The following is a 229-nucleotide window of genomic DNA, read 5'->3' on the forward strand; positions in this document are numbered from 1 at the left end:
CCTGGATTTCACTGCCCGGCGTGAACCTGTCTTCGAATCGGGGGATCAGTTGGTGCTTGTCGTACATGAGGGGCGACGCCGCTCCTGGCTGGAACACCATCGCCATGTTGCGCTCGGCACCGGTTTCGCCCTGGAAGTGCACGGCAATATTCAGGGTGATTCCTCGCTGCTGCGCGTAGCCGGCGAAGGCCGGGATGGCGGCGGTCGTGGCGAACGTGCCCTCGGGAAT

At 63.8% G+C, this 229-nt stretch carries 1 pseudogene; it reads right to left on the reverse strand.

Annotated features, from left to right (window positions below):
* Positions 1–229 (reverse strand): annotated as a pseudogene (locus ACR9ZH_RS18490) (nitrilase-related carbon-nitrogen hydrolase); the annotation flags it as partial.

This window comes from Luteibacter sp. SVR4-7G, from assembly GCF_056755555.1.